This window comes from Pimelobacter simplex (genome assembly GCF_900114845.1).
GTDB lineage: Bacteria > Actinomycetota > Actinomycetes > Propionibacteriales > Nocardioidaceae > Nocardioides > Nocardioides simplex.
This window is the reverse complement of the sequence record NZ_FOUK01000001.1, coordinates 1,230,715-1,257,441: the sequence shown is the minus strand read 5'-3', so window position 1 is coordinate 1,257,441 and position 26,727 is coordinate 1,230,715. Positions and strand designations below refer to the sequence as shown.

Genomic DNA, 26,727 nt, shown 5'->3' with positions numbered 1-26,727 from the left:
GTTAGGTCGGGCCTGCGTCTCAGACGAGGGCGGGGGTCTTGAGGGACTCGAGCACGGAGTCGATCAGGCCGTAGTCGATCGCTCCCTGCGCGGTGAGGATCTTGTCGCGCTCGATGTCGCGGCTGACCTCGTCGATCGACTTGCCCGAGTGGTCGCTGATCATCTTCTCGAGCAGCTCGCGCATGCGCAGGATCTCGTTGGCCTGGATCTCGATGTCGGAGGTCTGGCCGAAGGTGCCCTCGGTGTAGGGCTGGTGGATCAGGATCCGGCTGTTGGGCAGCGCGAGCCGCTTGCCCTTGGCGCCGGCTGCGAGCAGGATCGCCGCCGCCGAGGCCGCCTGGCCGATGCACACGGTCTGCACGTCGGGCTTGATGAACTGGATCGTGTCGTAGATCGCGGTCAGCGCGGTGAACGAGCCACCGGGGCTGTTGATGTAGATGCTGATGTCCTGGTCGGGGTTCATCGACTGCAGGCACAGCAGCTGGGCGATGACGGCGTTGGCGACGTCGTCGGAGATCGGCGAGCCGAGGTAGATGATGCGGTCCTCGAACAGCTTGGCGTAGGGGTCGATCCGGCGGAAGCCGTATGACGTGCGCTCTTCCCACTGCGGGATGTAGTAGTTCATGCTCAGTCCTTCTTGTGGGCCGGACGACCCTCGTCGACGGCTTCCTTGGCACTCTTGACGACCTTGTCGACCAGGCCGTACTCGAGCGCCTCGTTGGCGGTGAACCAGCGGTCGCGGTCGGCGTCCTCGGTGACCTGCTCGACCGTCTGGCCGGTGTGCTCGGCGATCAGGTCCAGGAGGACCTTCTTGATGTGCAGCGACTGCTGCGCCTGGATCTTGATGTCGGAGGCCGAGCCGCCCATGCCGGACGACGGCTGGTGCATCATGATCCGCGCGTGCGGGAGCGCGTAGCGCTTGCCCTTGGCACCCGCGCAGAGCAGGAACTGCCCCATCGAGGCCGCCAGGCCCATGCCCACGGTCGCGACGTCGTTGGGGATGTAGTTCATGGTGTCGTAGATCGCCATGCCGGCGTCGACGGAGCCACCGGGGCTGTTGATGTGGAGGAAGATGTCCGCCTCGGGGTCCTCGGCCGACAGCAACAGCAGCTGGGCGCAGATCGCGTTGGCGTTCTGGTCGCGAACCTCGGAACCGAGGAAGACGATCCGCTCACGCAGCAGTCGGCTGTAGATGTTGTCGTCGAGCAGGTTGAGACCGGCTCCACCGTTCATCTGCGGCCCACCCTCGGGGCCGGCGGAAATCTGAGTCACGCGGGTGACACTAGCCGGACCGGGAGACAGAACCACGCGATAACCCGCCCTGTTCGCCGACAGCGGATTCCCGGGCACGGTCAGGGACGCGGCTCCCGTTCGAGGACGAGGATCGCCAGCTGGACCCGGTTGTCCAGGCCGAGCTTGGCGAACAGGCTGCCGAGGTGCGTCTTCACGGTGGCCAGGCTGAGGTGGAGACCGACGGAGATGTCGGCGTTCGAGCGGCCCTCGGCGACCAGCCGGGCGACGTCCCACTCGCGGTCGCTGACCCCGGCGGGCGGGCCGGCCGGGGCGGTGCGCGGCGCGGCCAGCCCCACGAGGCGGCGCAGCACGGGCGCCGAGACCGTCGCCGCGCCCTCGCCGGCCCCCAGCACGGCGCGCTCGATGAGCTCGGGGTCCTCGGCCTTGAGCAGGAAGCCGTCCGCGCCCGCGCGCAGCGCACCGAGGACGAACTCGTCGGTGTCGAAGGCGGTCAGCATCAGGATGCGGCAGCCGAGCCCGGCCGCGCGGATGCCGGTGACCGCCGCGATGCCGTCACCCCCGGGCATCCGGACGTCCATGAGGACGACGTCCGGGTCGAGCTCCCGCGCCGCGCGGACGGCGGCGACGCCGTCCCCGGCCTCGCCGACGATCTCGATCCCGCGGGCCGGGTCGAGGACCAGGCGCAGGCCGGCCCGGACCAGCGGCTCGTCGTCCACGACGAGGACCCTCACCACGGGACCGCCACCTCGACGACGAACTGCCCGTCGGCCGCACCGGCTCGCGCGGTGCCGCCGGCCAGGCGGACCCGCTCGGCGACGCCGGCGAGGCCCGTCCCGGTCGCGGCCGGGGCGCTCCCCCGGGCGGAGCCCGCCACGGGGTTGCGGCAGACGACGTCCACCCCGTTCCCGTCCCCGCGCCCCGCGACGACGAGGTCGACCGGCGCGCCCGGCGCGTGCCGTGCGGCGTTGGCGAGCAGCTCGCGCACGACCCGGTGCAGCAGCCGCGAGGTGCTCTCCCCCACCCGCTCGGGCACGGCGGGATCGAGGTCGGCGTGGACCACGGCCCCGGCCGACCGGTGCTGCTCGACGAGATGGGGCAGGCGCTCCGCTCCCGGCGGCGGCTCGGACGCCTGCGGCCCCTGGTGCAGGACCCCCAGGACGTCGCGCAGCTCGGCATGCGCGGTCCGGGACAGGTCCGCGACCAGCCGGCTGCTCGAGCGGACGGTCTCGGGTGGGAGGTCCGCGCGCCGGCCGAGCGCTCCGGCGTGCAGCGCGATGAGGCTGAGGTGGTGGCTGAGGCTGTCGTGCATCTCGCCGGCGATCCGGGCGCGCTCCTCGGTCCGCGCGCGCTCGACGACGACCGCCCGCTCCCGTCGTTCCTGCTCGCGCAGGGCGCGCCGGCCGCCCACCACCGTGCCGGCGAGGACCAGGACCACAGCGACGACGGCCAGGACCGCGAGCAGCCCGAGCGCCTGGTCCGGCTCCAGCACGACGACGGCGAGCGCGGTCGGCACGACGAACGCGGTGACCGCCCACGTCGTCGTCCGCCGCACGCGCAGGGAGACCAGCAGCACGAGCGCCACCACCGCCGCCGGGGTCGCGGCGCTCAGCGGCGCCAGGGCGGCGAGGACCAGTCCGGCCGGCACCGAGCCGCGGCCGAGGAGGCGCAGGAGCAGCGGCACCGAGATCACCACGGCTGCCGCCTCGGCCAGCAGCCACAGCGCGACCAGGTCGTCGCGCGGCGGGCTCGGGCGGCCCACCGCCTCGCCGATCGTGACCATCGCGGCCAGCGCCCCCAGCACGGTGCACGTCACGACGACGGCGACCCGGCTGCGGCGGCGGGCGACCAGCGCGAACATGGAGGGGAGCCTAGGCGAGCGCGCGAGCCCACGGATCAGCCGAAGGGATGAACCGGGACCCGACCTTCGACGGGGTCGTCCCGCACCTCCGTCCGATGTGCACGTGCGCCCCGGGACACCAGGGTGGTGCCATGACGTCCTGCGCGCCCCCCGACCCGCTTCCGTACCACCGGCTGGCGCTGCGCGCCGACCGGCCGCGGTGGTGGCGGCCGATCGTGGTGCTGGCCCTCGGCGTCGTCCTCTTCGTCGCCGGGGCGATCCTGCTGGCCGGGCCGCTGGTGCTCCTCGGCGAGGCGGTCCCGGACCTGCAGGGCCGCATCGACGACGTCCTCGGGGACGGCGACCCGTCCGACCCGCTCGCCGCCACCTACCTGCTGCTCGCGGTCGCGCTGATGCTGCCGGCCGCCCTGCTGGCGGTCCGCCTCGCCGGCCGCCGCTCGCCCGGCACGCTGTCGTCGGTCACCGGCCGGCTCCGCTGGCCGCTGCTGGCGCGCTGCCTGGGCGCGGCGCTGGTGCTCATGCTCTCCGCGATGCTCGTGATGCTCACGGTCGAGGACGGCTGGAGCGACGCCGCCGTCACCGACCGGACCCTGCCGTTCCTCGCACTGGCCGTGCTCGTCGTACCGCTCCAGGCAGCAGCCGAGGAGTACTTCTTCCGCGGCGTCCTCATGCAGACCGTCGGTGCCTGGCTGCGGCACCCGGCGTTCGCGATCGTGCTCCCCGTCGCGCTGTTCACCCTCGGTCACGACTACGACGTCCTCGGGCTGATCGACGTCACCGCCTTCGGCCTCGCCGCCGGCTGGCTGGTCTGGCGCACGGGCGGCCTGGAGGCCGCGATCGGGCTGCACGTCGCCACGAACGCCCTGATCTTCGCCTTCGGCGGGCTCGGCCTGGTCGACCTCGCCGCCACCGAGGGCACCCCCGGCGGCCTGGCCGCCTCGCTCACCGTGACGGGCCTCTTCACGTGGCTGGTCCGCGACTGGGCGGACGCGCCGTCGTACGTCAGCGCTCAGCGGCTGCCTTGAGCCCGGCGACCGTCGTCGCCATGCCCTCCTCGAGCTCGTCGGCGTGCGCCTCGTTGCCTCCGAGGAGCAGCGGCGCCACGATCCGGCTGCCCAGGCTCAGCGCGCCGGGCACCGGACGCCGGTGCACCACCTGCGTGCGCCCCGCGTCCCCGGCGTCGGGCGTCAGCTCCCACACCCACTGCGCCCCGCTGGACGGGGTGTCCCAGACCAGCCGGCGCTCCGGTACGACGTCCGCGACGACGGACCGGGTCGGCCAGACGACCGCCTTGCGCCGGTTGATCCCGAGGTACCACTGACCGACCCGCAGGCCGCCGCGCTTGAGCGGGATCATCCGGACCGTCTCGGGACTCCAGTCGGAGAGCTGGCCGAAGTCGGTCAGCAGCGCCCAGACGTGGGCGGCGGGCGCGTCGATCACGGTCTCGGCCCGCAGCTCGCGCGCGGCCTTCGTCGTCGTCATGGCGCCATGGTGGCAAGTTCCGGGCCTCAGAGCCAGGGCAACCACGCCGACAGCCACAGCACGACGGGACCGGCCGCGATGGTCACCCCGAGGATGGCCAGGGGCAGGCCGGCCACGCGCCGGGCGACCGCGAGCCCGATCACGCCGAGCACCAGCGCGCAACCGCCGGGGATGCCGACGAGCAGCGCCACGACGAAGCCCACTGCCGCGGTCGAGGACTCACCGGAGTAGTTCGCGGTCTCGACCCACGCCCACACGGCGAGGCCGGTCTCGGCGACGCCGAGGACGATGGCGATCCAGGCGGTGATCCGGGTGCCGAGGGGCGCGGGCGCCGCGGTCGAGGTGGGGGTCGTGGTCACCCGAGCAGTCTGGCGGCCGCCGTCCCCGGGCGCGTGAGTAGACGTGCTCAGCCGGCGTCGAGCCAGCAGGCGAGGGCGGTGTGCACGTCGGGGTGGTTGAGCAGGCCGAAGTGGTCGGTGCGCCCGACGTGGAGGACCTCGGCGCCAGGGAAGAGATCGGTGCCCCGGCGGTCGCGCCCCGCCGCCGAGTACGGCGTGACCAGCAGGTCGCCCAGGACGTGGGCGACCGGGTGCCGGGGCGAGGCCGACAGCGTCGCGGACACCAGACGGTAGCGCGCCCGCGGCAGGACCGGTACGTCGGCCGCGACGCCGAGCTCGAGGTCGCGGATGCCGAGCGAGCGGCGGTCGATGATCGTCCCGATCCCGGCCGACTCGGGCAGCCGGGCGAGCAGCCGGGTGCCGCGGTCGGCGGTGCGGGCCAGGGGCGCGCCGAGGTGAGGGGTGCCGAGGGTGACGATGTCGGTGACGAGGTCGGTCCAGGCGCCGTGCCCCGGTCCGGCCTGGGCCTGGACGGCGGTCGCGGTCCGGATCACGAGGCCGCCCATGGAGTGGCCCACGAGCGCGATCCGCTCGACGCGGCCGGGCCAGGCCTCGACCAGGCGCTGGAGGAGCGCGGCGAGCGCGACGCCGTTCTCGCGGACGCCGAGGCCGGTGTTGGCGCGGACGTACACGGGAGTCCAACCGCCCGCGACCAGGCTCTCGCCGTACGTCGTGCCGAGCCGGTCGCGGTGCCGGCGCCAGTAGTCCTCGTTCTCGCACAGCCCGTGCATGAAGATGACGAGCCGCCCGGTCGCCGCCGGGAAGGCCGCGGCGACGCCGTCGGGCGTGAGGGGGACGTCGCGGCCGCCGCTGCGCACGCCCATCTCGATCGCCAACCGGGGCCGCTCTCTGCGCAGCTCCTCGCCGATGAGGCCGTTGACGGCAGCACTGACGAAGCGGCCGCGGGGCCCGGCCTCGAGCCCGGGCCCGGCGCCCGTCTCAGCGAGCCGGGCCAGACCTGCGCCAGCACCACGCACCGACACCCCCACGGCGCCGTAGACGAGGGCGGCGATGCCGCGGTGGAGCGCCTCGGCCGGCACGCCGGCCGGACCCATCCCCCGCCGTACGACGCCATGGGCGCGGCGCGAGACGGCGGCATGGGTGTCACGGGCGGTCGTGACGATCAGCTCGTCGACGACGGCGGTGGCCAGCGCGAGCGCGTCGACGACGGTGGCGTCCTGCTTCATGGGCAGTGAGTGTACAGGTGTTCACTCACGGGCGGACCACTCGGCGGAGCCCGCTCGGCTCTTGTAACTAAGTGTTCAGACCACTACCCGGGTGTTCGGTGCACTACCCGGGCGGTCGACACCCCTGGTAGTGCACTGAACACGTAGTTACAAGAGCGCCGTGACGCCGACGCGCGGGTGCGGGGACGGCCGCGGCCCCCGACTCGACGAGTCGGGGGCCGCGGCGGGGTGCGGGGAGGATCAGGCCTCGGTGTCGGCCTCGGCCTCGGTGTCGCCCTCGGCCTCCGGCGCGCCGATGGTGCCGTCGGCCTGGAGGTTCTTGAGCTCGACCTCGTTGCCGGCGGCGTCCTTGACGGTGGCGCCCTCGACGAGGATCTGCAGCGCCTTGCCGCGGCGGATCTCCTGGACCAGGTCGGGCACGTGGTTGTGCTCGAACATGTGGTTCACGAACTCCTGCGGGTCCTGACCGGACTGCTGGGCGCGGCGGATCATGTGCTGGGTGAGCTCGCCCTGGTCGACGCCGATCTCTTCCTTGTCGGCGATCTCGTCGAGGATGAACTGCGCGGCGACGGCGTCGCGGACCCGGCGCTCGAGGTCGGCCTCGAACTCCTCCTGGGTCTGCTTCTCGTCCTCGAGGTACTTCTCGAGGGTCATGCCGGCGTACTGCAGCTGCTGCTCGAGGTTGGCGCGACGAGCGTTGAGCTCCTCGGTGACCATCGACTCGGGGAGCGGGATCTCGACCTTCTCGAGGAGGGCCTCGAGGACGGCGTCCCGGGCGGCCGCGGCCTGCTCGAGGCGCTTGCCGCGGGTGAGGCGCTCGCGGACGTCGTCACGCAGCTCGTCGAGGGAGTCGAACTCGGACGCCTCCTGGGCGAAGTCGTCGTCGAGCTCGGGGAGCTCCTGCTCCTGGACCTGGGTGACCTTGACGGCCACCTCGACGTCCTGGCCCACCAGGTCGCCGCTGACGAGCTGGGTGGTGAAGGTCTTCTCCTCGCCGGCGGCGACGCCGACCAGGGCCTCGTCGAGGCCGTCGATCATGCCGCCGTTGCCGACCTTGTAGGAGAAGCCGGAGATCTCGGCGCCCTCGACGGTCTCGCCGTCCTGGGTCGCGACGAGGTCGATGACGACGAAGTCGCCGTCCTGGGCCGGGCGCTCGACGTCGCTGAGGGTGCCGAAGCGCTCGCGGAGGGCGTCGACCTGCTCGGCCACGTCGTCGTCGCTGACCGCGAGGTCGTCGACGGAGGCCTCGAGGCCGTCGTAGGCGGGGAGGTCGATCTCGGGCTTGACGTCGACCTCGGCGGTGAACTCGAGCGCGTCGTTGTCCTCGAACTTGGTGACCTCGATCTCCGGCTGCGCCAGCGGGGTCAGGTTGTTCTCCTCCAGCGCCTCGACGTACGCCTTCGGGAGCACGTCGTTGACGGCCTCGTCGAGGACGACGCCGCGGCCGACCTGGCGGTCGATCACCTGCGGCGGGACCTTGCCGCGGCGGAAGCCGGGGACGTTGATCTGCTTCGCGATCTTCTGGTACGCCGCGTCGAGGCTCGGCTTGAGCTCCTCGAAGGGCACCTCGACGGTCAGCTTGGCCCGGGTCGGGCTCAAGGTCTCGACGGCGCTCTTCACAGGTGTTCTCCTACTGGTCTGGGTTTGGTGCACGGGCCAGGGGGGCCCGCCGATCGGGGCGATCTGTCGGGGCGACAGGACTCGAACCTGCGGTCTCCTGCTCCCAAAGCAGGCGCGCTAGCCACTACGCTACGCCCCGCGGAACGGCCCGGGTGGGCCGCACTTCGAGGGGATGACGGGAATCGAACCCGCGTAATCAGTTTGGAAGACTGAGGCTCTACCATTGAGCTACATCCCCGCGCGGCCCCGGGCCAGGCTCACGCCTGGCCGAGAGCCACGGGCAATCGTGCCACACGGCCGGCTGCCTCCCCCAACTCAGGGCCGCCGGTGGACGACGAGCAGGGCCCGGTCGTCGTCCGGCGAGCCCACGGCGGCGACGAGCCGGTCGGCGAGGCCGTCCCACGAGTGGCGCAGCAGCGACTCAGCCGCCCCCATCATGTGGTCGATGCCGAGGTCGATGTCGCGGCGCGGCTCCTCGACCATCCCGTCGGTGTAGAGCAGCAGGCTGTCGCCGGGGTCGAGGCGGCCGCGGTAGCAGGTGTACTCGACGTCCTCGACGATGCCGAGGACCGGTCCCTCGGCGGGGAGCAGCTGCCAGCGGCCGGAGCCGGCGTGCCGCTGGAGGGCGGGCGGGTGCCCGGCCGAGCGCAGCTCGTACACCCCGGTGACCAGGTCGACCGAGACGTGGACGGCGGTCGCGAAGCCCTCCTCCCAGGCGCGCTTGAGGAGGTAGTCGTTGGCCGCGGGCAGGAAGCGGTCCGGGGGCAGCGCGGTGACCAGGCCGCCCATCGCACCGGAGAGCTGGAGCGCGCGGGTGCCGGCGGCCTCGCCCTTGCCGGACACGTCGACGACGACGAGCTCGATGCGGTGGTTGCGCTCGCCGCTGGTGGCGACGACGAAGTCGCCGGCGAACGGGGAGCCGCCGGCCGACGACAGGGCGGACTCGACGAGCCAGGTCGGCGGCAGCGCGGGGATCTCGCCCTGGGCGAGGATCCGGTCGCGCAGGTCGACGAGCATCGACTGGCCCCGCAGGGGGCCGACGTTGCCGATCTGGCCCCGCCGCAGGGACATCAGGATGACGAGCACCGAGACCCCCGCCATCACGCCGAGGGCGGCCACGATGCGGGCGGTGAACTCCTCCTGGAGGAGGGCGGCGCAACCGAGCGCGATGAGCACGTAGCCGGCGAACCACGGCAGCACCCGGTTGCTGAGGAACAGGATGCCGAGCACGAGCGGCAGGAAGATCAGGTTGATCGGCACGTCCTCGGGGCGGTACGCGATGCCCGCGACCATGCCGGCGGCGACCAGGGCGAGCACCGAGGCCGTCCCGACGTCGGTCAGCGCCCAGCGCCGCGCGTTCATCATCGCGCCGCCCGGGACCGGAAGGTCGGCTGGCACCGGGGGCACCAGAACAGGTTGCGGCCGCCGAGCACCTCGGTGCGGACGGCGCCCCCGCACACGTGGCAGGGCTGCCCGGTGCGCCGGTAGACGTAGACCTCGCCGCCGTGGTCGTCGACCCGCGGCGCACGGCCCATCGCCTCGGGCGTGTGCTCGGGCCGGACGGTGTCGATCCGTCCGCTGCGCACCCCCTCGGCCATCAGCACGACCAGATCGTCCCAGATCGCGCGCCACTGCGAGACCCGAAGCGTGCGACCGGGTCGCAACGGGTGGATCCGGTGCCGGAACAGCACCTCGGCGCGGTAGACGTTGCCGACCCCCGCCAGCACCGTCTGGTCCATGAGCAGGGTGCCGATCGGCGCGCTGCTGCGGCTGATCCGGGCCCACGCCCGGTCGGGATCGGCGTCGGCCCGCAGCGGGTCGGGACCGGCCTTGGCGACCACCGCGGCGCGCTCGGCCGCGGTCACCAGGGCGCAGGTGGTCGCGCCGCGCAGGTCGCCGTACGCACCGGGGCGGGCCAGGCGCAGCCGCACCTGCCCGATCGGCAGCGGGATCTCGGGGACGTCGGCGCGGACCTCGAACGTGCCGTACAGCCCGAGGTGGACGTGCACGAACCGCTCCCCCTCGAAGCGGACGAAGAGCTGCTTGCCCCACGCCTCGGCGTCGAGCAGGCGGGTGCCGTCGAGGTGCGCGGCGGAGTCGGCGAAGCGTCCCTGCGGACTGCCGACCTGGACCTGGTGGCCGCCGAAGACCGTGGTGAGCTCGCCGGCGAGCCGGTGGAGGGTATGGCCCTCGGGCATCAGGCCTCGCCGTGCCCGAGCGCGGACTCGGGCAGGGGCGGGAGGTCGCCGGTGGTCTCGTAGGCGGAGAGCTGGGCGATGCGGCGCGCGTGGCGCTCCTCGCCGGTGTAGGGCGTGGTGAGGAAGACCTCGACCAGGCGGGTCATCTCGTCGAGCGAGTGCATTCGGCCACCGACCGCGACGACCCAGGCGTCGTTGTGCTCGCGGGCCAGGCTCGCGGTCTGCTCCGACCAGGCCAGCGCCGCGCGGACGCCCTGGACCTTGTTGGCCGCGATCTGCTCGCCGTTGCCCGAGCCGCCGATGACGACGCCGAGGCTGTCGAGACCCTGCTCCCGGTCGGCGCGGACACCCTCGGCCGCCCGCAGGCAGAACACCGGGTAGTCGTCGAGCGCGTCGTACACGAACGGGCCGTGGTCGACGGGCTCGTAGCCGTGCTCGGTGAGCCAGCCGATGAGGTGGGACTTGAGCTCGAGACCGGCGTGGTCGCAGCCGAGGTGGACGCGCATGGGGCAATCCTCGCAGGTGGCCCGGCGGCGTCCTACATCTGGTGCAGGCGCCGGGCGGCCTCGGCGACGGAGCCGCTGATCGACGGGTAGACCGTGAACGTCTGGGCGAGCTGGTCGGCGGTGAGTCGCTCGGTCACGGCGAGCGCGACCGGGTGGATCAGCTCGGACGCCCGCGGCCCCACGACGACGCCCCCGAGCAGGCTGCGCGAGCCCGGGGCGACGAAGAGCTTGACGAAGCCGTCGACGATGCCCTGCATCTTGGCGCGGGGGTTGGTCGCGAGCGGCTGCATGACGACCTCGGCGAGGACCTCGCCGGCGTCGACCTGCTGCTGGGTGACGCCGACGGTGGCGATCTCGGGCGAGGTGAAGACGTTGGAGGCGACCACGCCGAGGTCGAGCGGCTGGACGGCGTCGCCCAGCACGTGGGCCATCGCGATCCGGCCCTGCATGGCCGCGACGGAGGCGAGCATGAAGACGCCGGTGCAGTCGCCGGCCGCGTAGACGCCGGGGGCGGAGGTGCGCGAGACCCGGTCGACGGTGACGAAGCCGCCCTCGCCGAGCGCGACGCCGGCCGACTCGAGGCCGATCCCCGCGGTGTTGGGGACCGAGCCGAGCGCCAGGATGCAGTGCGAGCCGGTGACCTCGCGGCCGTCCTGGAGGGTCACGGTGACGACGTCGCCGTCGCGCGTGACGGACTGCATGCGCGAGCGGGACAGGACGGTCATGCCGCGGCGGGTGAGGACGTCCTCGAGCACCTGGGCGGCGTCCTGGTCCTCACCGGGCAGCACCCGGTCGCGCGAGGACACGAGGGTGACCGGGATGCCGAGCGACTGGTAGGCGCTCGCGAACTCCGCACCGGTGACGCCGGAGCCGACGACGATCACGTGCTCGGGCAGCTCGTCGAGGTCGTAGACCTGCTCCCAGGTGAGGATCCGCTCGCCGTCGGGCTGCGCGGTGTCGAGCACCCGGGGCGTCGCGCCCGTCGCGACGAGCACCGCGTCGGCGTCGTACGTCGTCTCGGTGCCGTCGTCGTGCGTGGCGACCACGCGGGAGGGACCGTCGAGCCGGCCGCGCCCGTGGACGACGGTGACACCCTCGCGGGCCAGCCGTCCCGCGATGTCGGCGGACTGGGCCAGCGCCAGCGCCTTGACCCGCTCGTTGATGCGCGCCAGGTCGACCCGCGGCTCGTCGACGACGATGCCGAGCTCACCGGCGGCGCCGAAGTCGGTCATCACCTCGGCCGTCGCGATCAGCGTCTTGCTCGGCACGCAGTCGGTGAGGACGGCGGACCCGCCGACGCCGTCGGAGTCGACGACCACGACCTCCGCCCCGAGCTGTGCCGCCACCAGGGCCGACTCGTAGCCGCCCGGTCCGCCTCCGACGATCACCACGCGTGCCATGGGCGCCATTCTTGCAGCGGAACCGGGCGCCGTACGATTCGCGCCATGCGTGTCAACCGCCTCCTCACCCCCCTCGCCGCCGCTCTCCTCGTGTCCGCCCTGGCCGCGTGCGCCCCGGCGGAGGACAAGGCCGAGCAGACCGGCAAGACGGCGGACGCCGACAAGTGCGCCGTCGCCGACCTGCCGCTGGTGACGAAGGGCGTGCTGTCGGTCGGCACCGACTCCCCGGCGTACGAGCCGTGGTTCGTCGACAACGACCCCAGCAACGGCAAGGGCTACGAGTCCGCGGTCGCCTACGCGATCGCCGAGCAGCTCGGCTTCACCGAGGACCAGGTGACCTGGGTGACGGTGCCGTTCAACAACTCCTACAAGCCGGGCCCGAAGAACTTCGACTTCGACATCAACCAGATCTCGATCGACCCCGAGCGCGAGAAGGCCGTCGACTTCTCGAACGGCTACTACTCCGCGGCCCAGGCGGTCATCGTCCTCAAGGACAGCCCCGCCGCGAAGATCACCGACATCGCCGACCTGGCCGACTTCAAGATCGGCGCCCAGACCGGGACGACGTCGCTGACCGCGATCCGCGACGTCATCAAGCCGGCGAAGGACCCGCTGGTGTTCCAGAACACCAACAACGCCAAGCAGGCGATGCTCAACGGCCAGGTCGACGCGATCATCGCCGACCTCCCGACCGCGTTCTACATCAGCTCGGTCGAGATCCCGGACAGCAAGCTGCTCGGCCAGTTCCAGTTCGACTCGGGCACGCCCGAGGAGTTCGGCCTGCTGTTCGAGCAGGGCAACGAGCTGCTCCCCTGCGTCAACGGCGCGCTCGACGCCCTCGAGAAGGACGGCACGCTCGCCGAACTCCAGAAGAAGTGGCTGTCCGACGTCGTGAGCGTGCCCGAGCTCAAGTGAGCACGCCGACCTCCGAACCCTCCGGCACCACGGACTGGGCGCCCAGCGAGCGCGAGCTCGCCCGGCGTCGTACCCGCGAGCGGCAGCGTAACCAGCGCGTCGTCATCGCGAGCCTCGCCACGATCGTCGTGCTCGGCGCTCTCGTCGCTGCCGTCGTCCTCTCGCCGGGGTGGCCGCGGGTGCGGGCGACCTTCCTCGACCCGCACCACGCCAAGGAGTCGCTGCCCGCGATCGCCAAGGGCTTCTGGATCAACGTCAAGATGTTCCTCATCGCGGAGCCGCTGATCCTGGTCCTCGGCCTCGCGCTGGCGCTGGTCCGCCAGGCCCGCTCGGCCTGGCTCGTGCCGCTGCGCGGGCTCGCTGTCGTCTACACCGACGTGGTGCGCGGCATCCCGACGCTGCTCCTCGTCTTCCTGTTCGTCTTCGGCATGCCCGCGCTGGGACTGGCCGGGCTGCCGACGAGCATCTTCTTCTGGGCGACCGTCGCCCTCGTCGTGTCCTACTCGGCCTACGTCGCCGAGGTGTTCCGCTCCGGAATCGAGGGCGTCCACCCCTCCCAGGTCGCCAGCGCCGAGGCGCTGGCCCTCTCCCGGGCCCAGACCATGCGCCACGTCGTCGTCCCGCAGGCCGTGCGCCGGGTCGTGCCGCCGCTGCTCAACGACTTCGTCTCGCTGCAGAAGGACACCGCGCTGGTCGCGTCGGTCTCGCTCTTCGACGCGCTCTTCGCCGCCACGGACTACGCGAGCTTCCACTTCAACTTCACCTCGATCGTCGTCGCCGCGGCCTTCTTCGTCGTCATGACCGTGCCGCTGGCACGGCTGTGCGACGCGCTGGCCCGCCGGGTCGCGCGGCGCGAGCGGGCAGGAGCGCTCTGATGGCTGCCGGCACTCCCCTGCTGGAGGTGCGCAACCTCCGCAAGACCTACGCCCGGCACGGCGAGGCCGGCCGGCGCGTCGTCCTGGACGACGTGTCGCTGACGATCTCGCCCGGTGACGTCGTGTGCCTGATCGGGTCGTCGGGCTCGGGGAAGTCGACGCTGCTGCGCTGCCTCGACCTGCTCGAGCCGATCGACGACGGCGTGATCGAGTTCCAGGGGCGCGAGATCTCCGACCCGCTCGTGCGTCCGCAGGAGGTGCGCCGCGACATCGGGATGGTGTTCCAGGCCTACAACCTGTTCCCCCACCTGAGCGTCCTCGACAACTGCACGCTCGCCCCGCGCAAGGTGCACGGCGTGCCGGCCGCGGCGGCCAAGGAGCGCGCGCACGAGCTGCTCGACCGGTTCGGGCTCGGCGAGCACGTCGCCAAGCACCCCGACCAGCTCTCCGGCGGCCAGCAGCAGCGGGTCGCTCTCGTCCGCGCGCTGTGCACCGACCCCGCGCTGCTCCTGCTCGACGAGATCACCGCGGCGCTCGACCCGGAGCTCGTCGGCGAGGTGCTCGACATCGTGCGCAGCCTCGCGGAGGCCGGGACGACGATGGTGCTGGCCACCCACGAGATGAGCTTCGCGCGCGAGGTCGCCTCGCACGTCTGCTTCCTCGACGCCGGCCGGATCGCCGAGGAGGGCCCACCCGCCCAGGTGCTCGGCGCACCGACCCAGGCCCGGACCCGGGAGTTCCTGCGCCGGGTGCTCCCCCAGTGAGCGCCGCCGCCACTGCCGCAGCCGCGCCCCCGAGCCGGTTCGTCCGGCTCGCCGCCATCCCGGCGATGCTCGGCGCGGGCGCCATGATCGCCGTCCAGGCGCAGATCAACGGCCGGCTCGCGACCGACCTCGGCGGTACGGCGTCCGCAGGGCTCACCGCCGCCGTCCTCGCGTTCGGCAGCGGACTCCTGCTCGTCGCCGTCATCACCCTCTCGACGCGGGCGCGGCGCGCCGGGATCGCCGGGCTCCGCACCGCCGTGCGCGCCGGCACGGTGCCGAAGGTCGCCCTCCTCGGCGGTCTCGCCGGCGCCTCCCTCGTCGCCGCCCAGGGCCTGACCGTCGCGACGATCGGCGTCGCCCTCTTCAGCGTCGCCGTCACCGCGGGCCAGTCGTCGAGCAGCCTCGCCGTCGACCACGCGGGGCTCGGTCCCGGCGGCCGGGTGCCCTGGAGCCCGCCGCGCGCCCTCGCCGCCGCCTGCGCCGTCGCCGCGGTCGGGCTGACCGCGGGCGAGCGGCTCGTCGAGTCCTTCTCGCTCACCACCGCCGGGCTCGCCCTGCTGCCCCTGATCGCCGGCGCCGGGATGGCCGTCCAGGCCGCCTTCAACGGTCGCGTCTCCGCGGTCGCCGGGCCCTGGGTGTCGAGCCTCAACAACTTCGTCGTCGGGTTCATCGGCCTGGTCGCCGTCTGGGCCGTCGCCTTCGTGATCGACCACGACCTCGACCCGCTGCCGCACCAGTGGTACCTCTACCTCGGCGGCGTCCTCGGCCTCGGCTTCATCTGGCTCTCCGCGGCGCTCGTGCGGGTGCACGGCGTCCTCGTTCTCGGGCTGTGCGTGATCGCCGGCCAGGTGCTCGGTGCCCTCGTCATCGAGCTGGTGATCAGCGACGACCCCCACGTCGGGCCGGTGGGCGTCGCGGCGGGCGGGCTGACCGTGGTCGGCGTCCTGGTGGCGCTGTGGCAGTCGAGCCACGCCTCACAGGACGCCGGCTAGCCACAGGACCAGCACCACGAGGCCGCCGATCACCAGGCCGCCGACGGCGAGACCCGCCATCGCCAGGGCGATCCTCTGCTCCAGCGGCATCGCCTGGCGCAGGCCGAGCTCGGCGGCGGCGTCCTCGATGAGACGCCGGCCGGTCTCGGAGCTGAAGCTGTGGTCGACGACCTTCTGCGGGCGCAGGTCGTCGCCGAGGGCGTAGGTCCTCTGGAACCCCACGCGCTTGATCCGGCCGCGCTCGACGGCGGCCGACGCGGCGATCCGCGGGCTCCCGGCGACCCACTCGACCGTCCGGGCGACGTCGGTGATGACGAAGCGGTCGCCGTGCACGCGCACCTCGTGGGTGAACGACGTGCGCAGCCCCGCCCGGTTGAAGGCGCCCCACCACTGCGCGTCGGCGAGGTCGAGCCGGAGGTCGAAGCCGTCGTCGGTCGGGACGACGGTGTAGGGCGTGCCCGCGCTCGACCGGCGCACGGCGTCCTCGAGGCGGGAGGTCATGGGGCCTTGCCTACCCCGCCGGCCGCGGCGCACACCACGCACGTCCGCGCCGCGGGCCGTACCTCCAGCCGCTCCCCCGCGATCGCCCGCCCGCACACCTCGCACAGGCCGTAGGTGCCGGCATCGAGTCGTCCCAGCGCCGCCTCGACGTCGGCCAGGTGCGCCCGGACCTGCCGGACCAGTGCGGCGAGCTGCGAGCGCTCGAACGCGATCGTCGCGCCCTCGGGATCGTGCTCGTCGTCGGCGTTGGTGTCCCGGGAGGCGGCGACGACCTCGTCGAAATCACCGGTCAGGCCGGCCAGGCGCCGCAGCGCCTCGTCGCGCTCGGCGACGAGGCGGTCGCGTGCGTCGGGGGGCTCGGCCATCCGTCGATGCTCGCAGGCTGCACCGACAGCCGGTGCCCGCCGGCCACGCAGACTGGGACCATGACGACGTCCGCAGCGGCTCCGCACCCCGCCCGCCCCTGGCTCGCGCTCCTGCCGTTCCTGGCAGCCGTGGCGGTGGTCGCCGTGGTGGGCGGGCTGGCGGCCGGGTCGTCGTCGGCGACCTACCGGGCGCTCGACCTGCCGCCGTTCGCGCCACCGTCGTGGGTGTTCGGGCCGGTGTGGACGGTGCTCTACGTGATGATCGCCGTCGCCGGCTGGCTCGCGTGGCGGGCCGGCACAGGGCCGGTCGGGGTCGGGGCGTGGGTCGTGCAGCTGGCGCTCAACCTGGCCTGGACGCCGCTGTTCTTCGCGGCGGACCGCTACGGGTGGGCGCTCGTGGACATCGTGGCGCTGCTGGCCGCGATCGTCGCGACGGTCGTGCTGTTCGCGCGGGTGTCGCGGGCGGCGGCGTGGCTGCTGGCGCCGTACCTGCTGTGGGTGGGCTTCGCGACCGCGCTCAACGCGGCGATCGTCGTCCTCAACTGAGACGACCGACCGGCCGGCCCCGAGGGGGCCGGCCGGTCGGTCGTCGCCGAGCGGGTGCGCTCAGAGGTTGATCATGTGCCCGGCGATCCCGTGGATCGCCTCCTTGACCGCCTCGGACAGGGTGGGGTGCGCGAAGACGTTGCGCCCGACCTCGTCGGCGGTGAGGTCCCACTTCTGCGCGAGGGTCAGCGCGGGGAGCAGCTCGGTCACGTCGGGGCCGATCATGTGGGCGCCGAGGATCTCGTTGTACTCCGCGTCGGCGACGATCTTGACGAAGCCCACGGCCTCGCCCAGGCCCATCGCCTTGCCGTTGGCGGTGAAGGGGAAGGACGCCGTCTTGACGTCGTAGCCCTTGTCCTTGGCCTGCTGCTCGGTGTAGCCGAAGGAGCCGATCTGGGGCTGGCAGTAGGTCGCGCGCGGGACGAAGTCGTACTCGACCGGCATCGTCTCGGCACCGGCGATGGTCTCGGCCGCGACGATGCCCATGGCCTCGGCGACGTGGGCGAGCATCATCTTGCCGGTGACGTCGCCGATGGCGTAGACGCCCTCGACGTTGGTGCGGCAGTACTCGTCGATCGCGATGGCGCCGCGGTCGGTGAGGGCGACGCCGGCGGCCTCGAGGCCGTAGCCCTCGACGCGGGGGGCGAAGCCGAAGGCGGCGAGGAACTTGTCGGCCTCGAGCACCTGCTCGTCACCGCCGGCGGCGGGCGCGATCCGGACCTTGACGCCCGAGCCGGTGTCCTCGACGCCCTTGACCGCGGTGGAGGTGAGCACCTTCACGCCGAGCTTCTTGTAGTGCTTGGCCAGCTCCTTGGACACGTCGGCGTCCTCGGTCGGGACCATCCGGTCGAGGAACTCGACGATGGTGACGTCGACGCCGAAGTTCTTCATGACGTAGGCGAACTCGACGCCGATCGCGCCCGAGCCGCCGATGATCATCGACGACGGGACGTTCTCGTCGAGGATCTGCTCCTCGTACGACACGATGTTCTTGCCGTTGACCTCGACGCCCGGCACGGTGCGGACGGTGGCGCCGCCGGCCAGGATCAGGCTGTCGCACGTGTAGTCGGCGGTGGAGCCGTCGTTGAGCGCGACGGAGACCGACTTGGGGCCGGTCAGCGTGCCCCACCCGTCGATCTCGGTGATCTTGTTCTTCTTCATCAGGAAGTGGACGCCCTTGACGATGCCCGCGGAGACCTGGCGCGAGCGCTGGTGCGTCGGGCCGTAGGACATCGTGGCGTCGCCCTCGATGCCGAACTTGGCCTTCTCGTGGGTCAGCGTGTGCGCGAGCTCGGCGTTCTTGAGCAGCGCCTTGGAGGGGATGCAGCCGACGTTGAGGCAGACGCCGCCCCAGTACTTCTTCTCGATCACGGCAACGGACTTGCCGAGCTGGGCGGCGCGGATCGCGGCGACGTACCCACCGGGGCCGGCACCGAGGACGAGGACATCGAAGTGGGTCACGGGTGCCAGCGTAGTGCGCCCCCTCTTGTGTCCTGCATCACGTTCAGGAGAGGGTGCTTCCTACTCCCCGGTACGGCGGCATGGGGCCACCGGCCACGATCAAGGAGCAGCTCCATGTCTCGGATCCTCGGACTCGTCCTCGCCTGCGCGCTCGGCCTCGCCGGCCTCGTCGCACTCCCCCAGCCGGCCGCGACCGCGCGGCCCGCCGGCGTCCTCGACGTCATCGTCACGCTCAAGCCCGGCGCCGACGCGGCGGCCACCGCGAGCTCCCTCGTCACCCGCAAGGGCGGCGCGGTCACCCACGTCTACGAGCACGCGCTCAACGGGTTCGCGGCGACCCTGACCGACGCGCTGCTCACCCTCCTGCGCGGCGACGCGCGGGTGCAGTCGATCGAGCTCGACCGCACGGTGCGCGCCTCCGACACCCAGCGCCCGACGGCGAGCTGGGGCCAGGACCGCGTCGACCAGCGCAACCTCCCGCTCGACAACGGCTACAGCTACACCTCGACCGGCTCCGGCGTCGACGTGTACGTCGTCGACACCGGCCTCCAGCTCGCCCACCCGGACTTCGGCGGGCGCGCGGTCTCCGGCACCGACACCGTCGACGGCGACACCGACGCCAGCGACTGCAACGGCCACGGCACGCACGTCGCCGGCACCATCGGCGGGACGAAGCACGGACTGGCCAAGCAGGCCCGGCTGATCGGCGTCCGGGTGCTCGACTGCAAGGGCTCCGGAGCGACGTCCGGCGTCATCGCGGGCCTCGACTGGGTCGCCGCGAACCACCAGGCCGGGCGGCCCGCGGTGGCCAACATGAGCCTCGGCGGGGGCGCCTCCAGCACGCTCGACGCCGCCGTCCAGCGGGTCATCGCCGACGGCGTCACCATGGCCGTCGCCGCCGGCAACGAGGGCGCCGACGCCTGCGGCTCCTCGCCGGCCCGGGTCCCCGACGCTCTCACCGTCGCGGCCAGCGACCGCAACGACGCCCGGGCGAGCTTCTCCAACCGCGGCACCTGCGTCGACCTGTTCGCGCCCGGCGTCGACATCACCTCGGACTGGCTCGACGGTGGCACCAACACCATCAGCGGCACCTCGATGGCGAGCCCGCACGTCGCCGGTGCCGCGGCGCTCTACCTCTCCGCCCACCCGACGGCGACGCCGAGCGCGGTCAGCTCCGCGATCCTCGCGAGCACCACGAAGAACAAGATCAGCGGGACCGCCCGCAGCTGCGTCCTGCTGATCATCTGCTCGCCGGCCACGCCCGCCAACCACCTGCTCTACACGGGGTCCTGAGCAGGGGGCGCCCGGTGGGAGGATGACCGCCGTGAGCGTCACGACCCGCACCGCGACCGAGGCGGACCTGGACTTCCTCGGCGGAGCCGACCGGCACGTGTCGCCGGAGGTCCGGGCCGAGCTCGTGTCCCTCGGGCGCGTGCTGGTGGCCGAGACCGACGGTGGCCCGGCCGGTTTCCTGCGGTGGGGCCTGTTCTGGGACGAGATCCCCTTCATGAACCTGCTCTGGGTCGCCCCGGAGCAGCGCGGTCGCGGCGTCGGCACCACGCTGGTCGCCGCCTGGGAGCAGGCCCAGGCGGCGGCCGGCCACCACCAGGTGCTGACGTCGACGCTCGCGTCCGAGCGGGCGCAGCACCTCTACCGGCGCCTCGGGTACGTCGACAGCGGCGCCTTGCTCCTGCCCGGCGAGGCCACCGAGATCATCCTCCGCAAGCCCCTCGGCCGGAGCGTCCCCGCGGCGCCGGGCGCGACGCACTAGCCTGGCCTGCGTGACGTCGTACGCCGCCTACGGGACCAACCTCGACCCGGCCCGCATGGGCGAGCGGTGCCCGCACTCCCCCATGCGGACGACCGGCTGGCTGACCGGGTGGCGGCTGACGTTCGGAGGCGAGGAGCACGGCTGGGACGGCGCGCTCGCCACGATCGTCCAGGACCCCATCGAGCAGGTCTTCGTCGCCGTCTACGACATGAGCCCCCTCGACGGCGCGCAGCTGGACAAGTGGGAGTCGGCCGACTCGGGCCTCTACCGCCGCACCAAGGTGCGCGTCTCGACGATGGTCGGCGAGATCGTGGCCTGGACCTACGTGCTCGACGCGTACGAGGGCGGGCTGCCGTCGGCGTCGTACCTGGGAGTGATCGCGGCGGCCGCCGAGGCCGCCGACGCGCCGGCCGACTACGTGACGCGACTGCGCGGGCGCGCCTGCCGCTCGACCGGGCTCTAGGGGCGTGACGGAGCCCCTCGGCCGGCTCAGCCGAGGATGCGGGTCAGCAGGAGGTTGAGCACCAGGCCGGCGGCGAGGTCCGTCGTGCTGTAGTCGGACGACGTCGCCTTGAGCTCGTCGCCCATCCGGTCGGCCGCCGGTGCGAGGTGGCGCAGGTCGGAGCGGACCGTGGCGAGCGCCGAGTCGACGGCCGTGCTCAGCTCGTCGGCACCGGCCACCTCCCCCAGCAGCGTCGTGGGGAGGTGCAGCCCGGTGAGCCGGGTCCGGACGCCGTCGAGCCCGTCGGCGGCGCCGTACGCCTGGAGGGCGCCCTGCTCCAGGGTCACCGGCTCGACATGGAAACCGTCGCCGTCGAGGGCGCCGAGCGGCAGGTCGAACAGGTGGGTGCGGGCCCAGAAGTCCGCCAGGTCGGTGCCCTCGGAGCCGCCGGTGTCGCCGATGCCGTCGTCCTCGCCGCCGTGGTCGCCGTCCCGGTCCCGGCCGTCGGTGTCCCACGGGGCGTAGTCGGAGGCGCCGGACTCGTTGATCCCGACCAACCGGCCGTCGGGGGTGACGATCAGCTCCTCGGGGAGGTTCGCGACCGGGATCGAGCCGGTGCCGTGCAGCTCGCCGTCGCGCACCTCGTAGGACTCGAGCTCGCCGGCCTCGCCCCGCCCGTGGTTGACCGAGAACACCAGCCGGTCGCCGGGCAGCACCGCGACGCCGTTGGAGCCCGCCGGCGCGTCGTACCGGCTGCCCGTGCTCAGGTCGGGCCGGCCGTCGGAGCCGATGTCGTAGACCCAGATCTCGTCGTCCTTGCCCTCCTTGTCCCACTTGCCGAGGTAGACCTTGCCCCCTGCCACCGTCACGTACGACGTCGCGGGCGGCTCGATCACCGCAGACGGGTGCACGGTCGCGCCGGGCGCCGCGGACCGGATCTCGCCGAGGTCGTAGTCGTAGAGCTTGCCGCCACCGACGACGTAGACGTGGTCGCCGTTGACGGCGACGCCGCCTGCGTGGCTGGGCCCGAGGCTGACGTTGCCGGGGCCGCCCAGGCGCACCTGGTTGACGACGTCGCCGGTGCCCGGGTCGACGACGGTGAGCTGGCTGTCGTCGTAGTCGTCGCCCTTGTCGTCGGGATCGCCGACGTTGGTGCGGTAGGACGTCGTGACGTACTGCCCGGTCGCGGGGTCGTAGCCGAGGCCCTGCGGCGTCCAGCCGCCGTCGTCGCCGTTGGCCGCGACGTCGGGGACCCGGGGACCCCGGCCGCCGCCGTAGGCGAGCGCCCAGCGGTAGTCGTCGGAGGCGCCGTCCTTCAGCCAGTCGGCCAGCTCGTCGTCGCTGCTCGTGATGTCGCTGCGCGCCTGGCCGAGGAGCGCACCGTAGACGAGGATCCCCTGCACGAGCACGAAGCTCACGCCCTGGCGCAGGCTGTCGACCTGCGCGGGGTCGAGCGCAGGATCGCGCTGGCGCCAGACACCGATGGTGGTGCGCGCCCACTCCTCGATGGCGTCGACCTGGTCGGCGAGCCGGTCGAGCACCCGGCCGGTCCGGTAGAGCCGCCACGACGTCAGGCAGCTGGCCACGAAGACCCGCTGTCCCGCGCCCAGGCAGGCGAGGACGGCGAGCCCGCCGTTCCACCGCACCCCGGCGAGCCCGGCCGTGAGCTGGTCGACGGCCTCGGTGACCCGGGTGTCCTCGAGCACGAGCTCGGCGCCGATCTCGCGGATCCGGGCCGGGCGGCCGGCCACGAGGCGCGCGAACAGCGTCTCGGGGTCGGTCACGGCCTCGTCGTTCCCCTTCCGGGCGCGCCCGAAACGGGACGACACATGGATCCGGGCCGGATGGGGTAGGCAGGGGCCATGTCCTGCCGCCGGCCCCTGCCGCTCCTCGCGCTCGCACTCGCGCTGGCGCTGGCCGTCCTCGCCGGCTGCCGCTCCGAGGACGACGGGCCGGAGCGCCCCGACGGTGGGGGTGGTGTACTCGCCGGGCTGGCCGGTGTCCGCGACACCCGCTCGGGCCTGGAGGAGATCGAGGACGGCGTCCGCGGTCTCGTCATCGTGGCCGACCTCGACGAGGACATCACCGTGGCGCAGCTGACCACCGTGCTCGAGACGCTGGCTGCCGAGCGGCCCGACTTCGCGACGCTCTCACTGGGCTGGGGCAAGCTGCCCGACGACACCAGCTCCCTCGGCGGCAAGGACCTCGTCGACCTCGCCTACGCCACCCTGCCGGCGACGGCGACCGAGCGCGCCGAGCAGTTCCTGACGGCGGCCCGCACCTTCGACGGCTCCGTCACGCTCGGGCCGCGCGGCACGGAGGTGGTGCTGGCCGACGAGTCGCCCGACGCGGTCACGGCCGCGATCCGGACCACGCTCGCCGACCCGGTGCTGCGGCAGGTCCCGGACCTCTCGATCCGCACCGGGCAGCGCCAGCCCCGTGACTCGTCGGGGCTGGCCGCGCACGCGCCGGTGACGGCCGCCACTCTCGCCCGGTGGCAGGCGCTGCGCGGCACCCTCGACCGGGCCCCGGCCGGCGCCACCGCGCAGACCTGGATCGGCGAGGCCGGGGCCGTCGGCGACCCGGCCGCACCCACGCGGGTCCGCCTCGACCTCGTGCTGCCCGGCGTCGACCGGAAGGGCGTCGTCACGCCGACGGCCTGGGGTGACCGGCTCTGGCCCCTGCTGCGCGCCCAGCTGGACGTCGTCGCGACGCTGCCGCGCGGGACGACGTACGACGTGCGCGTCGACGTCTCCGGGGGCGGGCTGCCCGCCACCGACGACCTGGTCGCGCTCACCCTCGGCGCCGGCCCCACCCCGGGCAGGCCGCCGACCGCGTGGGACCGGCGGGCGGCGTCCTACCTGGAGAGCGTGACGTCCGGCTAACCTGAACCGTTGTCAGGTTATGCGGACTCCCTCCCCCCTCCGTCGCCTGTCCCTCGCGGCCACGGCGACCAGCGTCGCCGCGCTCGCGCTGCTGCTCCCGGACCCGGCCCCGGCCACGGTCGCCGAGGACGCCCAGGTCGCCGCGCGTCCGAGCACGGCCGCGCCGACGTCCCTCCCCGAGCGCGCGCCGGGGCTGCGCGACGTCATGTGGGTCGGCAACAACTGGGCGGGGACGGCGAGCGTGGTCGACGCGCACACCTTCGAGGTGCTCAAGCGCGGGGTGGACCTGATCCCGGACAAGGCCCAGGAGCTCGCCGAGATCCGCCGCAACCCGGTCTCGCTCGCCTACTTCCTGCTCATCCGCTACGGCCCGGGCGAGGGCCACGACCAGTTCGTCGACGACATGTTCACCACGCTCGACGGGCGCTACCTCGCCGTCTCGCGGCCGAGCTTCGCCGACGTCGTGTGGATCGACATCGAGAAGGCCGCCGCGGGCCGGACCGACTCGATCGTGCGCGAGCAGGCGATGGACGGCCACCGCAGCGACCACATGGCGCTCTCCCGCGACGGGCGGCGGCTGCTCGTGTCGGACTCGACCGAGCGCCAGGTCATCGAGTACTCGATGGTCGACGAGACGCTGACCGACGGTACCGTGATCAAGCTGGGCGACCGGCTGCGGACGTTCGCGTCGGGCGAGACTCCCCACGAGAGCAACTACACGCGCGACGGCGAGCAGATCTTCCACGCGTCGATCGGCCTCGTCTACACGCCCGGCGACTCGCCGCTGCTCGACGGGCTCAAGGGCGACCGCTGGTTCCAGGTCGTGCGCAACGCCGACTTCGGCATCGAGCGGCGCTGGGGCATCGGCCGCGAGCTCGCCGAGGCGGGCTACCCCCAGATGAGCAGCGCCGTGCGGCCGATGGCGGTCTCTCCCGACGAGCGCTTCGTCTACTTCCAGGTCTCCTTCTTCCACGGGTACGTCGAGTTCGACACCCAGGCGCCCGACCTCAACGGCAAGGTCGACTACACGCTCGGCGGCATCCCCGAGCCGCGCGTCGGCGCGGTCACCCGCCTGGTCCCGCTGCCCAACCGGGTGCCGAACATGCTGCGCGAGAAGTACGTCAACGACTCGGCCCACCACGGCCTCTCCATCGACGAGGACGGCGACACGCTCTGCGTGGCCGGCACCATGGACGACTACGCGGCGCTCGTGGACCGCGAGTCCGGCCGCTACCGGATCTTCGACGAGAAGACCACCGGCCACACGTACCTCAAGCCCTACTGGACCACCGAGGGGCTCGGCGGCACCTGCTGGATCTCGCTGTCGGGCAGCGACGCGGTCGCCGTCCTCGACAGCGAGACCGGCGAGGAGCTCGCCTACCGCGCGGTCGGCGACCACCCCCAGCGGGTCCGGCACGGGTATGTCCCCGAGGCCGTCCTCGCCGCGTGGTGATCCTCTAGAGTCGCTCCGTGACCGAGTCCCCCACGCCGTACGCCCTGGCCGAAGAGGCCGCCGTCCGTCTCACCGAGCTCACCGGTGTCGCCCGCCACGACGTGGCGCTCGTCCTCGGCTCGGGCTGGCTGCCGGCCGCCGACGCGCTCGACGGCGCCGGGGGCGCGAACACCACCGAGATCGACGTGACCTCGCTGCCGGGCTTCGCGGCGTCGGCGGTCCAGGGGCACTCCGGCAAGATCCGCTCGATCCGGCTGCCCGGCGAGAACGGCGCGGCCGACCGGCACCTGCTGCTCTTCCTCAGCCGCACCCACTACTACGAGGGCCGCGGCGTCGCGGCCGTCGTCCACGGGGTGCGCACGGCGGCCGCAGCGGGCTGCCGCGCCATCGTGCTGACCAACGGCTGCGGTGGTCTCAAGCCGACCTGGACCCCCGGCACCCCGGTGCTCATCAGCGACCACATCAACCTGACCGGCCAGTCGCCCATCGTCGGCGCCAACTTCGTCGACCTCACCGACCTCTACTCCGCGCGGCTGCGCGAGCTGTGCCGCGAGGTCGAGCCGAGCCTCGACGAGGGCGTCTACGTGCAGTTCACCGGGCCGCACTACGAGACCCCGGCCGAGGTACGGATGGCCAGCATCCTCGGCGGTCACCTCGTCGGCATGAGCACGACGCTCGAGGCGATCGCGGCCCGCGAGGCCGGCATGGAGATCCTCGGCATCAGCCTCGTCACCAACCTCGCCGCGGGCCTGAGCGGCGAGCCGCTCAACCACGCCGAGGTGCTCGAGGCCGGCCGCCAGGCCGCCACCCGGATGGGCGCCCTGCTCGGCGAGATCGTCCCCCGCATCTGACAGGCTCAGGGCATGGAGCCCTACGCCGAGGTCGAGGAGTCCTACCGCCGCTTCGCCGCCGAGGCGGCCGACTCCCCCACGTTCACGGCCTGGGCGCTCGGGGTCGCCGGCGACCCCGAGGTCCAGGCGTGGATCCGCACGCTGCCCGACCTCAAGCAGCAGCCCAACCTGGTCTTCGCGGCGGCCCGGCACCACGGCGTACCGGCACCGGGACCGTACGACGGCCTGCGCGCCGCCCTCCTCGCCGACGGCCCCGGCGGCCCGATCCGGGCCACCGTCCTGGCCCGGGCCACGCAGACCAACGAGGTCGGCCGGCTCGCCACCCTGGTCCCCGCGTTCGCCGGCTTCGACGGACCGCTCGCGCTGCTCGAGGTCGGCGCGTCCGCGGGGCTCTGCCTCTACCCCGACCGCTGGGGCTACGCCTGGTCGACGGCGTCCGGTGACGTCCTTCTCGGCGACGAGCCCCGCCTCCCCTGCCGGGTCAGCGGCCCGGCCCCGCTGCCCACCCACCTGCCCGAGGTGGCCTGGCGCGGCGGCATCGACCTCAACCCGCTCGACGTCACCGACCCCGACGCGACCGGCTGGCTCGAGACCCTGGTCTGGCCCGAGCAGGACGAGCGCCGGGCCCGGCTCCGCCAGGCCGTCGCCGTCGCTCGGGCAGACCCGCCGTCGATCGTGCGGGGCGACCTGCTCACCGAGCTGCCGGGGCTGGTGGCGCGCGCGTCGTCGTACGGGACGGTGGTGGTGTTCCACAGCGCGGTCATCGCCTACCTGCCGCCGGACCTGCGGCTCGACTTCGACCGGATGGTCCGCGGCCTCGTCGCCGACGGCGCCTGTCACTGGGTGAGCAACGAGGGCCCGCAGGTGCTGCCGTCGGTCACCCGCACCGGCCCGCCGATCCCGGAAGGTCATCCGACCTTCGTGCTCGGGATCGACGGGCAGATGGTCGCGCAGACGCACGGGCACGGGCGGGCGTTGCGCTGGGTGGGCTGACGCCCACAGG

At 73.1% G+C, this 26,727-nt stretch carries 29 protein-coding genes and 2 tRNA genes; 13 read left to right on the top strand and 18 right to left on the bottom strand.

Going from position 1 to position 26,727, the window contains the following annotated elements; all coding sequences use genetic code 11:
• Positions 1-19: 19 nt before the first annotated feature.
• The 4 genes from BM223_RS06125 to BM223_RS06110 all read right to left on the bottom strand — a co-directional run bounded on the left by BM223_RS06125 (position 20) and on the right by BM223_RS06110 (position 3,112).
• The gene (locus BM223_RS06125; RefSeq protein WP_038680806.1) at positions 20-625 is read right to left on the bottom strand and encodes an ATP-dependent Clp protease proteolytic subunit; all 606 of its coding nucleotides are present in this window, start codon (positions 623-625) and stop codon (positions 20-22) included.
• 2 nt (positions 626-627) lie between these two features.
• Positions 628-1,233 carry an ATP-dependent Clp protease proteolytic subunit gene (locus BM223_RS06120; protein WP_038680808.1) on the bottom strand — a complete coding sequence of 202 codons (606 nt, stop codon included), beginning with the start codon at positions 1,231-1,233 and terminating at the stop codon, positions 628-630.
• Positions 1,234-1,352: 119 nt separating this feature from the next.
• Entirely contained in the window at positions 1,353-1,970 is a 618-nt protein-coding gene (locus BM223_RS06115; RefSeq protein WP_235318977.1) for a response regulator, read from the bottom strand.
• Positions 1,971-1,981: 11 nt separating this feature from the next.
• Positions 1,982-3,112, bottom strand: a complete 1,131-nt coding sequence (locus BM223_RS06110) for a sensor histidine kinase (RefSeq protein ID WP_052138915.1) — start codon at positions 3,110-3,112, stop codon at positions 1,982-1,984.
• Positions 3,113-3,243: 131 nt separating this feature from the next.
• Between BM223_RS06110 and BM223_RS06105 the strand changes: the two genes are divergently transcribed.
• On the top strand, positions 3,244-4,137 hold the full coding sequence (locus tag BM223_RS06105) for a CPBP family intramembrane glutamic endopeptidase (protein WP_141267328.1): 894 nt from the start codon (positions 3,244-3,246) through the stop codon (positions 4,135-4,137).
• On the opposite strand, the gene BM223_RS06100 is transcribed toward BM223_RS06105, so the two are convergent.
• The 10 genes from BM223_RS06100 to BM223_RS06055 form a co-directional block, all read right to left on the bottom strand.
• On the bottom strand, positions 4,115-4,594 hold the full coding sequence (locus tag BM223_RS06100) for an SRPBCC family protein (protein WP_038680811.1): 480 nt from the start codon (positions 4,592-4,594) through the stop codon (positions 4,115-4,117). The genes BM223_RS06105 and BM223_RS06100 overlap by 23 nt on opposite strands.
• A gap of 26 nt (positions 4,595-4,620) precedes the next feature.
• Positions 4,621-4,953: a hypothetical protein gene (locus BM223_RS06095; RefSeq protein ID WP_038680814.1), complete on the bottom strand. Its 333-nt coding sequence runs from the start codon at positions 4,951-4,953 to the stop codon at positions 4,621-4,623.
• A gap of 47 nt (positions 4,954-5,000) precedes the next feature.
• Positions 5,001-6,179 (bottom strand): lipase family alpha/beta hydrolase, encoded by a 1,179-nt coding sequence (locus BM223_RS06090; RefSeq protein ID WP_052138917.1) that lies wholly within the window; start codon positions 6,177-6,179, stop codon positions 5,001-5,003.
• Between the two features lie 240 nt (positions 6,180-6,419).
• Positions 6,420-7,799, bottom strand: coding sequence for a trigger factor (tig, locus tag BM223_RS06085; protein WP_038680816.1), 1,380 nt, complete (start codon positions 7,797-7,799; stop codon positions 6,420-6,422).
• A gap of 66 nt (positions 7,800-7,865) precedes the next feature.
• Positions 7,866-7,938: transfer RNA gene (locus BM223_RS06080), tRNA-Pro, on the bottom strand.
• A gap of 28 nt (positions 7,939-7,966) precedes the next feature.
• Positions 7,967-8,037: transfer RNA gene (locus BM223_RS06075), tRNA-Gly, on the bottom strand.
• Positions 8,038-8,114: 77 nt separating this feature from the next.
• Positions 8,115-9,197, bottom strand: a complete 1,083-nt coding sequence (locus BM223_RS06070) for a PP2C family protein-serine/threonine phosphatase (protein ID WP_235318978.1) — start codon at positions 9,195-9,197, stop codon at positions 8,115-8,117.
• Complete coding sequence (locus BM223_RS06065; protein ID WP_038680817.1) at positions 9,161-9,997, bottom strand: Fpg/Nei family DNA glycosylase; 837 nt, start codon at positions 9,995-9,997, stop codon at positions 9,161-9,163. Before BM223_RS06065 ends, BM223_RS06070 begins: the two co-directional genes overlap by 37 nt.
• Positions 9,997-10,503: a ribose-5-phosphate isomerase gene (locus tag BM223_RS06060; RefSeq protein ID WP_038680820.1), complete on the bottom strand. Its 507-nt coding sequence runs from the start codon at positions 10,501-10,503 to the stop codon at positions 9,997-9,999. Before BM223_RS06060 ends, BM223_RS06065 begins: the two co-directional genes overlap by 1 nt.
• 32 nt (positions 10,504-10,535) lie before the next feature.
• Positions 10,536-11,903: an NAD(P)H-quinone dehydrogenase gene (locus BM223_RS06055; RefSeq protein ID WP_038680821.1), complete on the bottom strand. Its 1,368-nt coding sequence runs from the start codon at positions 11,901-11,903 to the stop codon at positions 10,536-10,538.
• A gap of 45 nt (positions 11,904-11,948) precedes the next feature.
• On the opposite strand from BM223_RS06055, the gene BM223_RS06050 reads away from it, so the two are divergent.
• Genes BM223_RS06050 through BM223_RS06035 form a run of 4 tightly spaced genes read left to right on the top strand, consistent with a single transcriptional unit; the run spans position 11,949 to position 15,449 of the window.
• On the top strand, positions 11,949-12,818 hold the full coding sequence (locus tag BM223_RS06050) for an ABC transporter substrate-binding protein (RefSeq protein ID WP_038680823.1): 870 nt from the start codon (positions 11,949-11,951) through the stop codon (positions 12,816-12,818).
• Entirely contained in the window at positions 12,815-13,693 is an 879-nt protein-coding gene (locus BM223_RS06045) for an amino acid ABC transporter permease (protein ID WP_038680825.1), read from the top strand. Before BM223_RS06050 ends, BM223_RS06045 begins: the two co-directional genes overlap by 4 nt.
• On the top strand, positions 13,693-14,457 hold the full coding sequence (locus tag BM223_RS06040; RefSeq protein ID WP_038680827.1) for an amino acid ABC transporter ATP-binding protein: 765 nt from the start codon (positions 13,693-13,695) through the stop codon (positions 14,455-14,457). The genes BM223_RS06045 and BM223_RS06040 overlap by 1 nt, the downstream gene beginning before the upstream one ends.
• Positions 14,454-15,449 (top strand): DMT family transporter, encoded by a 996-nt coding sequence (locus tag BM223_RS06035; RefSeq protein WP_038680829.1) that lies wholly within the window; start codon positions 14,454-14,456, stop codon positions 15,447-15,449. Before BM223_RS06040 ends, BM223_RS06035 begins: the two co-directional genes overlap by 4 nt.
• Here the strand turns inward: BM223_RS06035 and BM223_RS06030 are convergent.
• Both BM223_RS06030 and BM223_RS06025 read right to left on the bottom strand, forming a co-directional pair.
• The gene (locus BM223_RS06030; RefSeq protein WP_038680831.1) at positions 15,432-15,950 is read right to left on the bottom strand and encodes a hypothetical protein; all 519 of its coding nucleotides are present in this window, start codon (positions 15,948-15,950) and stop codon (positions 15,432-15,434) included. The two genes, BM223_RS06035 and BM223_RS06030, sit on opposite strands and share 18 nt — an antisense overlap.
• The gene (locus tag BM223_RS06025; RefSeq protein ID WP_038680833.1) at positions 15,947-16,315 is read right to left on the bottom strand and encodes a TraR/DksA family transcriptional regulator; all 369 of its coding nucleotides are present in this window, start codon (positions 16,313-16,315) and stop codon (positions 15,947-15,949) included. The genes BM223_RS06030 and BM223_RS06025 overlap by 4 nt, the downstream gene beginning before the upstream one ends.
• Before the next feature lie 60 nt (positions 16,316-16,375).
• Here BM223_RS06025 and BM223_RS06020 point away from each other — a divergent pair, with 60 nt between their 5' ends.
• Positions 16,376-16,861 carry a TspO/MBR family protein gene (locus BM223_RS06020; RefSeq protein WP_038680835.1) on the top strand — a complete coding sequence of 162 codons (486 nt, stop codon included), beginning with the start codon at positions 16,376-16,378 and terminating at the stop codon, positions 16,859-16,861.
• Positions 16,862-16,921: 60 nt separating this feature from the next.
• Here BM223_RS06020 and lpdA read toward each other — a convergent pair whose 3' ends face one another.
• On the bottom strand, positions 16,922-18,322 hold the full coding sequence (gene lpdA, locus BM223_RS06015) for a dihydrolipoyl dehydrogenase (protein WP_038680837.1): 1,401 nt from the start codon (positions 18,320-18,322) through the stop codon (positions 16,922-16,924).
• Positions 18,323-18,436: 114 nt separating this feature from the next.
• Between lpdA and BM223_RS06010 the strand changes: the two genes are divergently transcribed.
• The 3 genes from BM223_RS06010 to BM223_RS06000 are packed head-to-tail and all read left to right on the top strand — an operon-like array spanning position 18,437 to position 20,556.
• On the top strand, positions 18,437-19,615 hold the full coding sequence (locus BM223_RS06010) for a S8 family peptidase (protein WP_075018477.1): 1,179 nt from the start codon (positions 18,437-18,439) through the stop codon (positions 19,613-19,615).
• Between the two features lie 31 nt (positions 19,616-19,646).
• Positions 19,647-20,093: a GNAT family N-acetyltransferase gene (locus BM223_RS06005; protein ID WP_200887001.1), complete on the top strand. Its 447-nt coding sequence runs from the start codon at positions 19,647-19,649 to the stop codon at positions 20,091-20,093.
• A gap of 10 nt (positions 20,094-20,103) precedes the next feature.
• Positions 20,104-20,556, top strand: a complete 453-nt coding sequence (locus BM223_RS06000; protein WP_038680841.1) for a gamma-glutamylcyclotransferase — start codon at positions 20,104-20,106, stop codon at positions 20,554-20,556.
• Between the two features lie 26 nt (positions 20,557-20,582).
• Here the strand turns inward: BM223_RS06000 and BM223_RS05995 are convergent, their stop codons facing one another.
• A complete protein-coding gene (locus tag BM223_RS05995; protein WP_038680843.1) occupies positions 20,583-22,319 on the bottom strand; it encodes an outer membrane protein assembly factor BamB family protein in 1,737 nt (578 codons plus the stop codon).
• A gap of 78 nt (positions 22,320-22,397) precedes the next feature.
• Here BM223_RS05995 and BM223_RS05990 point away from each other — a divergent pair, with 78 nt between their 5' ends.
• From BM223_RS05990 to BM223_RS05975, 4 genes are read left to right on the top strand one after another with little or no spacing between them, the layout of a single operon-like run.
• Positions 22,398-23,420, top strand: coding sequence for a hypothetical protein (locus BM223_RS05990; RefSeq protein ID WP_038680845.1), 1,023 nt, complete (start codon positions 22,398-22,400; stop codon positions 23,418-23,420).
• A gap of 19 nt (positions 23,421-23,439) precedes the next feature.
• On the top strand, positions 23,440-24,873 hold the full coding sequence (locus BM223_RS05985) for a YncE family protein (RefSeq protein ID WP_052138919.1): 1,434 nt from the start codon (positions 23,440-23,442) through the stop codon (positions 24,871-24,873).
• Between the two features lie 17 nt (positions 24,874-24,890).
• Positions 24,891-25,724 carry a purine-nucleoside phosphorylase gene (locus BM223_RS05980; RefSeq protein ID WP_038680847.1) on the top strand — a complete coding sequence of 278 codons (834 nt, stop codon included), beginning with the start codon at positions 24,891-24,893 and terminating at the stop codon, positions 25,722-25,724.
• 12 nt (positions 25,725-25,736) lie between these two features.
• Positions 25,737-26,717 carry a DUF2332 domain-containing protein gene (locus tag BM223_RS05975; RefSeq protein ID WP_038680849.1) on the top strand — a complete coding sequence of 327 codons (981 nt, stop codon included), beginning with the start codon at positions 25,737-25,739 and terminating at the stop codon, positions 26,715-26,717.
• Positions 26,718-26,727 lie beyond the last annotated feature (10 nt).

Bases quoted from the DNA above. Each gene is read 5' to 3' on its own strand.
- BM223_RS06050 (WP_038680823.1), top strand. From the start codon at position 11,949: ATGCGTGTCAACCGCCTCCTCACCCCCCTCGCCGCCGCTCTCCTCGTG.
- BM223_RS06110 (WP_052138915.1), bottom strand. From the start codon at position 3,112: ATGTTCGCGCTGGTCGCCCGCCGCCGCAGCCGGGTCGCCGTCGTCGTG.
- BM223_RS06040 (WP_038680827.1), top strand. From the start codon at position 13,693: ATGGCTGCCGGCACTCCCCTGCTGGAGGTGCGCAACCTCCGCAAGACC.
- BM223_RS06020 (WP_038680835.1), top strand. From the start codon at position 16,376: ATGACGACGTCCGCAGCGGCTCCGCACCCCGCCCGCCCCTGGCTCGCG.
- BM223_RS06055 (WP_038680821.1), bottom strand. From the start codon at position 11,903: ATGGCACGCGTGGTGATCGTCGGAGGCGGACCGGGCGGCTACGAGTCG.
- BM223_RS05990 (WP_038680845.1), top strand. From the start codon at position 22,398: ATGTCCTGCCGCCGGCCCCTGCCGCTCCTCGCGCTCGCACTCGCGCTG.
- BM223_RS06100 (WP_038680811.1), bottom strand. From the start codon at position 4,594: ATGACGACGACGAAGGCCGCGCGCGAGCTGCGGGCCGAGACCGTGATC.
- BM223_RS05985 (WP_052138919.1), top strand. From the start codon at position 23,440: ATGCGGACTCCCTCCCCCCTCCGTCGCCTGTCCCTCGCGGCCACGGCG.
- BM223_RS06025 (WP_038680833.1), bottom strand. From the start codon at position 16,315: ATGGCCGAGCCCCCCGACGCACGCGACCGCCTCGTCGCCGAGCGCGAC.
- BM223_RS06120 (WP_038680808.1), bottom strand. From the start codon at position 1,233: ATGAACGGTGGAGCCGGTCTCAACCTGCTCGACGACAACATCTACAGC.
- BM223_RS06065 (WP_038680817.1), bottom strand. From the start codon at position 9,997: ATGCCCGAGGGCCATACCCTCCACCGGCTCGCCGGCGAGCTCACCACG.
- BM223_RS06060 (WP_038680820.1), bottom strand. From the start codon at position 10,503: ATGCGCGTCCACCTCGGCTGCGACCACGCCGGTCTCGAGCTCAAGTCC.
- BM223_RS06105 (WP_141267328.1), top strand. From the start codon at position 3,244: ATGACGTCCTGCGCGCCCCCCGACCCGCTTCCGTACCACCGGCTGGCG.
- BM223_RS06010 (WP_075018477.1), top strand. From the start codon at position 18,437: ATGTCTCGGATCCTCGGACTCGTCCTCGCCTGCGCGCTCGGCCTCGCC.
- BM223_RS06090 (WP_052138917.1), bottom strand. From the start codon at position 6,179: ATGAAGCAGGACGCCACCGTCGTCGACGCGCTCGCGCTGGCCACCGCC.
- BM223_RS05975 (WP_038680849.1), top strand. From the start codon at position 25,737: ATGGAGCCCTACGCCGAGGTCGAGGAGTCCTACCGCCGCTTCGCCGCC.
- BM223_RS06125 (WP_038680806.1), bottom strand. From the start codon at position 625: ATGAACTACTACATCCCGCAGTGGGAAGAGCGCACGTCATACGGCTTC.
- BM223_RS06030 (WP_038680831.1), bottom strand. From the start codon at position 15,950: ATGACCTCCCGCCTCGAGGACGCCGTGCGCCGGTCGAGCGCGGGCACG.